Origin of the sequence: Dietzia aerolata (assembly GCF_014144865.1) — a bacterium.
GTDB classification, from domain to species: Bacteria; Actinomycetota; Actinomycetes; order Mycobacteriales; family Mycobacteriaceae; genus Dietzia; species Dietzia aerolata.
This window is the reverse complement of the sequence record NZ_JAALDM010000019.1, coordinates 1-9304: the sequence shown is the minus strand read 5'-3', so window position 1 is coordinate 9304 and position 9304 is coordinate 1. Positions and strand designations below refer to the sequence as shown.

General features: G+C 67.8%; 8 protein-coding genes and 1 pseudogene. 3 read left to right on the top strand and 6 right to left on the bottom strand.

The window, feature by feature from the left end; genetic code table 11:
- The 6 genes and pseudogenes from G6016_RS01480 to clpB all read right to left on the bottom strand — a co-directional run.
- Window positions 1–770, bottom strand: a pseudogene (locus G6016_RS01480) (hypothetical protein); the annotation flags it as partial.
- Between the two features lie 60 nt (window positions 771–830).
- On the bottom strand, window positions 831–1715 hold the full coding sequence (locus G6016_RS01475) for a rhodanese-like domain-containing protein (RefSeq protein ID WP_182630943.1): 885 nt from the start codon (window positions 1713–1715) through the stop codon (window positions 831–833).
- Window positions 1716–1813: 98 nt separating this feature from the next.
- Window positions 1814–1978, bottom strand: a complete 165-nt coding sequence (locus G6016_RS01470; RefSeq protein WP_182630942.1) for a hypothetical protein — start codon at window positions 1976–1978, stop codon at window positions 1814–1816.
- A 150-nt stretch (window positions 1979–2128) separates the two neighbouring features.
- Window positions 2129–2296 (bottom strand): hypothetical protein, encoded by a 168-nt coding sequence (locus tag G6016_RS01465; protein ID WP_182630941.1) that lies wholly within the window; start codon window positions 2294–2296, stop codon window positions 2129–2131.
- Window positions 2297–2309: 13 nt separating this feature from the next.
- Window positions 2310–2477 carry a hypothetical protein gene (locus tag G6016_RS01460; protein ID WP_182630940.1) on the bottom strand — a complete coding sequence of 56 codons (168 nt, stop codon included), beginning with the start codon at window positions 2475–2477 and terminating at the stop codon, window positions 2310–2312.
- A gap of 230 nt (window positions 2478–2707) precedes the next feature.
- Entirely contained in the window at window positions 2708–5260 is a 2553-nt protein-coding gene (gene clpB, locus G6016_RS01455) for an ATP-dependent chaperone ClpB (RefSeq protein WP_182630939.1), read from the bottom strand.
- A gap of 310 nt (window positions 5261–5570) precedes the next feature.
- Here clpB and G6016_RS01450 point away from each other — a divergent pair, with 310 nt between their 5' ends.
- The 3 genes from G6016_RS01450 (at window position 5571) to G6016_RS01440 (ending at window position 9099) form a co-directional block, all read left to right on the top strand.
- On the top strand, window positions 5571–6401 hold the full coding sequence (locus tag G6016_RS01450) for a hypothetical protein (RefSeq protein ID WP_182630938.1): 831 nt from the start codon (window positions 5571–5573) through the stop codon (window positions 6399–6401).
- A 138-nt stretch (window positions 6402–6539) separates the two neighbouring features.
- On the top strand, window positions 6540–8192 hold the full coding sequence (locus tag G6016_RS17620) for a polysaccharide deacetylase family protein (protein ID WP_182630937.1): 1653 nt from the start codon (window positions 6540–6542) through the stop codon (window positions 8190–8192).
- A gap of 205 nt (window positions 8193–8397) precedes the next feature.
- Window positions 8398–9099: a hypothetical protein gene (locus G6016_RS01440; RefSeq protein ID WP_182630936.1), complete on the top strand. Its 702-nt coding sequence runs from the start codon at window positions 8398–8400 to the stop codon at window positions 9097–9099.
- The last annotated feature ends 205 nt before the right edge of the window (window positions 9100–9304 follow it).

The window sequence follows — 9304 nt, the reverse complement described above, 5'->3', positions numbered from 1 at the left end:
GCGGGGCCTGATGCGGCTGCGTCGGACTGCGAGGCGGAGGCGGCCGCGAGCGCTTCGTCGTCGGCAGCTGCGTGGGCGGCGGCGTCGGCCTGAGCTGCAGCATCGGCGGCAGAGGCATCAGCGGCGGCCTGCTTGGCGGCCGACCTCGCGGCCTTCTTTTCCGCCTTCTTCTCAGCGTTTTTCTCGGCCTTCTCCGCCTTGTCTGTCTTGTCTGACTTGTCTGTCTTGCCTGCAGCGACAGCGCCCACACCGGCCGCGACGGCGCCAGCGGCAGCAGCACCGCCGGCCAAGCCCGCAGCGCTCACCCCGCCTCCGGACTGATCACCGTCAGCACGCTGGAATGGCGCAAGCATCGGAGCGCCGGGCTCACTCGGCGTCGTCGTCGTGCCCGTCGACTCATCCGCTGCGCCACTGTCCCCGGTGGACGGGGTGGGGTGGGCGCTGCTGTTGTCGTCGTCGTCCTGGTTTGTGGTTCTTCCAAGCGCTCCGGCCGAGCCAGCCTCATCGGCGTTGTCTGCCTGATCTGTCTGGCCGGCACTGTCCGCCTTGTCGGCGTTGGAGGCATTGTCGGCCTGCTGCGGCTCGTCTCCGTCCGCGTTGACCTGGCCCGTACCGGCCTCGAGCCCCTCACTCGACGACCGTGGTCGCCCCTGCTGCACCGCAGGCCGCTGCCCGCCCGCGCGACTGCGACGCTGCTTCGCGTCCAGACGCAGGATGATGAGCGCCGCCACGAGCAGCACGAGTGCCAGAAGGAACCAGAACAGGACCATGCCCCAGAGGGTAGTCAGCCGAGGCCGCCACCCCCACAAGCAACCGCGGCGCTGCGGGGGTTAGCGCGGGTTTTCTCCCAGCGCGATCGGCCGCGTCCGGTCCGCCGACCACTGCGACCACGACCCCGGATACAGTCGACCGGCCTCCAGACCTGCGATTTCCATCGCCGCCAGCGCGTGCGTGGCGTGAATCCCGGAGCCGCAGTAGACGACCGCGTCCGCGCCGTCGGTGACGCCCACCTCGGCGAACATCGTGCGGATCTGCTCCGGCGGGAGGAATCGGCCCTTCGCGTCGAGGAACGTGCCCGTCGGCAGGTTGATGGCTCCCGGGATGTGGCCCGCCCGCGAATCCATCGGCTCCATGCGGCCCGCGTAGCGCTCCGGCGCGCGGACGTCGAGGAGGACGCCCTGGTCCGGCCACCCGGCAGCCGTTTCCGCGTTCACCGTGCGCATGTGGTCCAATTCGAACGTGAAATCGCCGTACTCGACCGGGTTTCCCGGTCCCACCGCGAGGTCCTCGCCCTCCGCGATCCATGCCTTGAGACCGCCGTCGAGCAGATGCACGTCTGTCTTGCCTGCCCAGCGCAGCATCCACCAGGCGCGGGCGGCGGAGGTGTTGCCCACGTCGTCGTAGATCACCACCCGGCTGTCGTTGTTGATGCCCAGCCGGCGCATATCCTCCTGGAACTCATCCCGCGGCGGCAGCGGATGGCGGCCCTCGCGCTGCGAACGCTGCCCGGCGAGGGCATCCGTCAGGTCCAGGTACTGGGCGCCGGGAATGTGCCCGGAGTAGTAGTGCTCGCGCCCGAGGGGGTCGCCGAGCTGCCAACGCACATCGAGGATCACCGGAGTCGGCAGCGAAGCAACATCGTCGATGAGCTCACGAGCCGAAACGAGAAGGGGACTGACCTGGTTGACGGTGGCGGAGGCGGAATCTGTGGTCACGTCCTAAGGATAGGCGCTCCGCCCCTTACCTGGAGCGCAGCCTCCCGCCATTAGGCGTCGGAGATCGCTCGTTGTGGCAACTTCCGGATCGGCGCGACTCAATCCCCGACGCTGGACACCACATCGTGGGCGATGCCCTCCAGCAACGCGTCGAGAAAGCGGAGAACGAGCGACGGTAACAGCGTGCCCATGTCGGCGAGAGTGGAACCGGAGTTCGTCGCAAACTCAGCGGAGGCTGTTCCGAGCCTGCCGATACTTCCCATCAGGTGGTCCTTTCGATGTTCTACGTCTCCGACGCCGGGGCGGAGGCGTCGCTGGGGTGGCTCGCTCACAGCCCGGTGCGGGCGATCGAACGAGGTCGATCACCCGCACCGGGAGGTGAACTGCGGCAGAGCCGAAGTCTTCGACGTGCCTCAGGGATTGCTGACGCTGGCCGTGATGTTGTCTGCGATCGCATTGAGCAGTCCGCCCACCATCTGGAGCATGAGCGGCGGGAGCCCCGTCCCGAAGTCCACCAGCGTCGAGCCGGAGTTGGTCGCGAACGCGGCCGATCCCTGTGCGAGAGTCGCAATACTACCCATGGTGTTTCCTTTCTCAGGGGTTGCTGACGCTGGCGGTGATGTTGTCTGCGATCCCGTTGCCGATCAACTGCACGATGTTCATCAACAGACCTGGCATCCCGGTCGCAAAATCGACGACAGCGGATCCCGAATTCGTAGCGAACTCCATGGAACCTGCACCGAGAGTAGCGAGACTACCCATGATGTCTCCTTTCGAAGTGGGGAGAAAAAGCGCGTCGCCGTCTAGACCCCAACCGTCGGGCGACCACGTCCCCAAGAGGTGATTTTGATCACATTTTGGGCCCGCGAACGCAATCGTACGCTGCGCCTGAGCCGCCATCAAGTGGCCCGATGATCTTTTGTTAATTCCGCGAGCGACGCAGCAGAGACCGGTACCCGGTGGTTCCCGGCACCGGTCTGCTGAATGTGCTTCTAGCTCAGGCTGAGCGACTCCCCGTCCTCGGCGAGGGAGACGTTGACGGTGTCGCCGTCGCGGATCTCGCCGCCGAGCAGGGCCCGGGCCAGCTTGTCGCCGATAGCCTGCTGGACCAGCCTGCGCAGTGGACGTGCGCCGTAGGCCGGGTCGTAGCCGCGCCGGGCGAGCCAACCCTTGGCCGCGTCGTCGACGTGCAGTGTCAGGCGACGTGCCTTGAGCCGGGCCGCGAGCTCGTCGATCTGGATGTCGACGATCGACTCCAGCTGCTCCTCGCTGAGCGGGTCGAAGATCACCACGTCGTCGAGCCGGTTGACGAACTCCGGCTTGAAGGCGCGCTTGACCGCGTCCATCATCTGCTCCCGCGTACCGCCCGCGCCCAGGTTGGAGGTGAGCACGAGGATCGTGTTGCGGAAGTCGACCGTGCGCCCCTGCCCGTCGGTGAGGCGACCGTCATCGAGCACCTGCAGCAGGATGTCAAAGACGTCCGGGTGCGCCTTCTCCACCTCGTCGAGTAGGACGATCGTGTACGGCCTGCGCCGCACCGCCTCGGTGAGCTGCCCGCCGGCCTCGTAGCCGACGTAGCCCGGAGGGGCACCAACCAGCCGCGAGACCGAGTGCTTCTCGGAGTACTCGCTCATGTCGATGCGGACCATCGCCCGCTCGTCGTCGAACAGGAACTGCGCGAGGGCCTTGGCCAGCTCGGTCTTACCCACGCCCGTCGGGCCAAGGAAGAGGAACGACCCGGTGGGGCGGTTGGGATCAGCGACCCCGGCGCGCGCCCGACGCACCGCGTCCGACACGGCCTGCACGGCCTCGACCTGGCCGACGACCCGCCGGCCGAGCTCGTCCTCCATACGCAGGAGCTTCTCGGTCTCGCCCTCGAGCATCTTGCCCACGGGTATGCCGGTCCACGTGGACACGACTTCCGCCACGTCCTCGGGGCCCACCTCCTCCTTGAGCATGGCCCCGGCCGCGGCCTCCGACTCCTCGGCGTCCGCGAGCTGCTTCTCCAACTCGGGAAGCCGCCCGTAGCGGATCTCGGCCACCCGGGCGAAGTCGCCGTCGCGTTCCGCCTTCTCGGACTCGGTGCGCAGAGCGTCCAGCTCCTCCTTGATCTTCTGGACACCCTCGATGGCGTTCTTCTCGTTCTGCCACCGCGCGGTGAGCTCGGCGAGCTTCTCCTTGGAGTCGGCCAACTCTCCCTGCAGCGCCACGAGACGGTCCTTGGAGGCGGCGTCGGTCTCCTTGGCCAGCGCCATCTCCTCGATCTCGAGTCGGCGCACGATCCGCTCCACGGCATCGATCTCCTCCGGCCGGGAGTCGATCTCCATCTTCAGGCGGCTGGCCGCCTCGTCGACGAGGTCGATCGCCTTGTCCGGCAGGAACCGCGACGTGATGTAGCGGTCCGACAGGGTGGCCGCCGAGACCAGCGCCGAATCGGTGATGCGCACGCCGTGGTGCACCTCGTACCGCTCCTTGAGTCCACGCAGGATGCCGACGGTGTCCTCGACGCTGGGCTCACCCACGAAGACCTGTTGGAAGCGGCGCTCGAGGGCGGCGTCCTTCTCGATGTACTTGCGGTATTCATCGAGTGTGGTGGCGCCGACCAGCCGCAGTTCGCCGCGGGCGAGCATCGGCTTGATCATGTTGCCCGCGTCCATCGAGCCCTCGCCGGTCGCGCCGGCGCCCACGATGGTGTGGATCTCGTCGATGAAGGTGATGATCTGGCCCTCGGAGGCCGTGATCTCGTCGAGGACGGCCTTGAGCCGCTCCTCGAACTCGCCGCGGTACTTGGCGCCGGCAACCATCGAGCCCAGGTCGAGCGAAAGCAGGGTCTTGCCCTTGAGCGACTCGGGAACGTCACCGGCGACGATGCGCCGGGCCAGCCCCTCGACGATGGCGGTCTTGCCGACGCCGGGCTCACCGATGAGAACCGGGTTGTTCTTGGTGCGCCGCGAGAGCACCTGCACGACGCGGCGAATCTCCGAGTCACGTCCGATGACCGGGTCGATCTTGCCCTCACGCGCGCGGGCGGTGAGGTCGGTCGAGTACTTTTCCAGCGCCTGGTACTGGTCCTCGGGGTTCTCGGTGGTCACACGGGTGTTGCCACGGACCGCGGTGAACGCGCCCTTGAGCGCGTCGGCGGTGGCACCGAGCTCGTTCAGGATCTTGGCCGCGTCACCACCGGTGTGGCCGGCGGCGATACCGACGAGGACGTGCTCGGTGGAGACGTAGGCATCGCCCATCTCCCCCGCGAGTTCCTGGGACGCACTGATCACCGCGAGTGCGTCGCGGTTGAAGTTGGGCGCGGCCATGCCGGAGCCGGAGGCCTTGGGGTAGCCATTCACCAGTTCCTTGGCCTGGGCGAGGGCGAGCTGCGGGTCGACGCCGCAGGCCTGGAGGAGCGGGCCGGCGATGCCGTCCTGCTGTTCGAGGAGTGCCACGAGCAGGTGGCCCGGACGCACATCCGGGTTGCCCGCTGCGGAGGCGGATTGGACTGCGGCCGACAGAGCCGCCTGGGTCTTGGTCGTGGGGTTGAACTGGCTCACCGACCGGTCCTTTCTTCGACGTATGGTTGAGCGTACTGAAATCAAGACCGGAGCGTTTCCGGCCAGACACCCCATACAACCCACAATTCCTTGAGCCTATTCCACTCAAGTTTACCCCGAGTGTGTGAACTATCTCATAACTGGGTAGATTCCAACGCAAGCGCCACCCCTTCCAGACGCCCTCCCCTCCCGGGCGCCGACCCCTCCCCTCCTTCCATCACCCCGCCAGATCGGCCCATTCCTTGACCCGCACCGTCCCCTCCGCTGCGTCCGCCCGCCCAGGCCACTGCCGACGCCACCGCGCCCGACCATGACGTACTGGCGCCCGCATCCGGCGATCACCGCCGTCATCTACCTGTTCGCGATCGCCTTCCCCATCGCGATCGGGCTCGCCGTGGTTGGGTCCTCGCCGACGCTGCTGGCCAAGGTTCCCGAGGAACACCGCGACACGGTGGCGGCGTTCGGTGACGGTGCCGCCCGCATGTCCGGCTCGGATGGTGGGATCTTTGGTTTCGACGACGCCCACGCCGCGAACACCACCGTCCAGGGCCTGCCCCTGCCCAGCCATGGCGAGTGGTCGCCCCGAAGCTCCAATAATTTCCCGCCCCCGGCAGGCCTGATCCCGGGCCGGGACTTTTCGGTCGAGACCACCTCATCCGGCCTGATCGCGCACTGGCCCTGCGGGCACGAGATCCCGGTCCGCTCGTTCGGGGCACCACCGGGCAGCGAGGGCGATCTCATCTGGGCGGTCGAGACGCTCGCCTTCGCCAGCGGTCTGTCGATGCACTATGCGGGTCCGGGTTCGGACGACCAGCGGGATGCCGAGGGCGCGATCTCCGTCTATTACGGCGACCACCCGATGTTCGTCGACCCCCAGATCGCCGGCGTGGGCGGGGTGTCGACGTACCAGAACGGTCTGGCGGTCCGCGGTTCGGTGACGTTGCGCCCGGACCAGATCACACCGTTCCCCGGCGACCCCTGGAGCCGCAGCCTGACGTTGCACGCGTTGATGCACGCCGTGGGCATCGATCACGCCATGCCGTACGGCCCCGAGGTGATGGCTGAGCGCCCCGGCTATCCGCCCCCGACGATCCTCGGCCACGGCGACCAGTTCGCCCTGCATATGGTCGGGTGCCGATAGCCGAGCAGGCCTGTGATCCCACCCTCTAAATAAGGAACCGCTCGCCGAGGAAACACGAAATGTCAGAGCTGTCGACTATGGTCATCGCGACGGCATTACACGGCGGCGCTCCGCCAGAGGCAAGAAGGGTGGGAACTGGTGTCTGAGGCGGACGATAGCCGAGCTAAGCAGGGACGATCCTCTCGCGCCGCAGGCAAGGGCACCTTCCGCACCTTCCTGCCGGGGGCGCTCGCCACCGTGGCCGCCACCGGCGTCGCCGTGACCCTCGTGAACCGCCGGCGCGCCTCGAACGCCGAGCGTCTCACACCTTCTTCGCAGCCTTTTGCGCCCACGCTCAATCCTGACTCGGCCACCGCCCCTACCGAACTCCCGGCCACCGAGTCCGCACCGTCGACGCCCACGAAGCCGGCAAAGGGCCCCGCCACGGTGCCGGCCGCCGATGCTGCAGTCGCCAAGGTCCCCGCCGAAAAGCCTGCCGCCGACAAGCCCGCCACCAAGACCCCCCTCAAGCCGACCACGGCCAAGGCACCGTCACCCAAGACCTCTCTCAAGCCAACCGCAGCCAAGGCACCCACCGCGAAGACTCCTCCCGCGAAGGCCCCGACGGTCACGCCCCCTGCCGCCGAGAAGCCCGAGGCGCACAAGCCCGAGGCAAAGAAGCTCGAGGTAAAGAAGCCGGAGCCGAAGAAGCCGGAGCCGAAGAAGGCCGACGCCAAGACACCCGCAGCCACGCCCTCCGCCGACAAGGTCCGGGCGGCCGGCGCGGGTGACCGCGCAAAAGAACAAGACCGAAACGACGACGACGAGGCGGCCGTCTCCACCGCCAGCGCCGCCGTCGGCACGCGGACCGATCAGGTCTCCCACCCCGAGTCCGGCGACGAGAAGGCGGCCCCGGCCAAGGTCGGCAATCGCAAGCAGAGGCAGGGCTGGCGTCATCGGGCGACGACCCGCGGAGCGCTGGCCGCGAGCCTGCTGTCGATGCTCGCTATTGCCGTGGTGATGGTGTCAGGCATCGCGCCCGCCACGTTCACAATCGCGTCGGCCTCCAGCTCAGACAGCCCGATCCAGATGCCGCCGGCGATCGCCACGATCATCGAGGAGCCCGCACCGGACTGCAACGTCCTCAAGTGCGTCGCCCTCACCTTTGACGACGGACCGGACCGCTACTCGACCACCGCACTGCTCGACATCCTCGAGGCCCGCGGGGTCAAGGCGAACTTCTTCGTCCTGGGCACCCTCATCCAGGGCAACGAGGACATCATCCTGCGCATGCAGCGGCTCGGGATGGGCGTGGAGAACCACACCTGGGACCACCCCAACCTGGGAGCGATGTCGCACGCCGGAGTGATCGACCAGCTCCAGCGCACCAACCAGGAGCTCGCGCGGGTGCTCGGGTACACGCCGAAGTACATACGACCCCCGTACGGTTCGTGGACGCCCGGCGTCACGCCGACCCACGGGATGCGCCCGGTGATGTGGGAGGTCGACCCGCAGGACTGGCTGTACCGGAGCTCGCCGACGGTCACCCAGAACGTGGTCAGCGGTGCCAGCGCCGGTGACGTGATCCTCCTGCACGACATCCACCAGACCTCCGTCGACGCGGTGCCCGGGATCATCGACTCGCTCCACAACCAGGGCTTCACGTTCGTCACGCTCGATGACCTGTACGCGGCCCGGCCCAACTGCCCCGTCGAGCTCTACTGCGCACCTGCGTCGCCCGTCACGGGAGTCTCGGCCACGGCCACCGCTCCGATGGTGGTCTCTCCGTCACCGGTGCTCCCGAACTCCTAGGCCCCCGGCCGGGTGATGGCCTCGCCGTCGTCGTCGTCGTAAAAATCTTCGTCCCGGCGGTGCACCGCGCGGCGGTCCCGTGTCGTACGAACGTGTGATTCCTCGACGTTCACCTCCCACCGCCACCTCCGGTGGCGTGAACTGAGAGATGCTGCCGCGCGGATGCCCGAGTGCGCGCCACGACCCACAAGCGAGGAGTGAGCACGTGGATGAGCCTCTCGTCGTGCCCGGTCACCCGGTCGACAATCCGCCGACCGACGACTTCTGGCCGCACCTCTCGCCCGATCTCACACCCGCGTTCACCCCGGACGACGGTCCTGTCACCGGCCCGGTCCGCATCCTCAATGCGCACTGGTCCACGCAGAGTGTCGAACCGATCCGGTTCGGCGACCTGCCACCGATCACTGATGCGCTGATCGCGCTCACCGACACCCGCCTGGTCATCCTGGGCCAACCCGGCGTCAACGCACCGCCCGACCGTCGCCTCATCAGCCAATTCCGGCACGTGTGGTGCTCCGCTGTGACCTGGGATTTCGCGTCCAGGAACGGTCTCGGGATCGTCGGTCTGCAGGGGATGTCAGGGCCCGACGGGCAGATCGTCCAGCGGGGTCTCCAACTCACGATGCCACCGGCGTTCGATTCGCGCGGGTTCGTCCAGGACCTCCTGCAGCGGATCGCGCGGCAATACCTGCGACTGGACCTCGCCGACTCCACCGGTTTCGTGGACAGTCACACCACGGAGAAGCAGTACCTGGAGAATCTGGCGTCGTCGCCGATAGACCCGTCCGAGCGTCAGTCCGCAGTGCCGTTCCCACGGTTCCGATGGATCAGGCACGGCGACGACTACAGCCGCGGCGGCGCCGATGTCCGGGCGCAGATGGTCCACGCGCAACTCAGCAGCAACTAACCGCGAGGAGCAGGTGATGGCACGATCCGCACACCGCCCCCTCCCAGGGGCCACGACATGACCGGGCCGAGCGGCGGGTTCGGCGACTGGCAGAACGAACTACCTCCCTGGGAGCAGGGCGGAGGCGCCGGTCCGGGCGCCGGGCCCGGTGGTGGCCCCGCCGGTAGTCCCGGTGGAGCGCCCGCCGCCCCGGTCGGCCCTGGTG

What these genes read in the sequence shown, in the direction of transcription:
- G6016_RS01470 (WP_182630942.1), bottom strand. Translation starts at nt 1,978, where the DNA reads ATGGGAAGTATCGGCAGGCTCGGAACAGCCTCCGCTGAGTTTGCGACG.
- G6016_RS01465 (WP_182630941.1), bottom strand. Translation starts at nt 2,296, where the DNA reads ATGGGTAGTATTGCGACTCTCGCACAGGGATCGGCCGCGTTCGCGACC.
- G6016_RS01460 (WP_182630940.1), bottom strand. Translation starts at nt 2,477, where the DNA reads ATGGGTAGTCTCGCTACTCTCGGTGCAGGTTCCATGGAGTTCGCTACG.
- G6016_RS01450 (WP_182630938.1), top strand. Translation starts at nt 5,571, where the DNA reads ATGACGTACTGGCGCCCGCATCCGGCGATCACCGCCGTCATCTACCTG.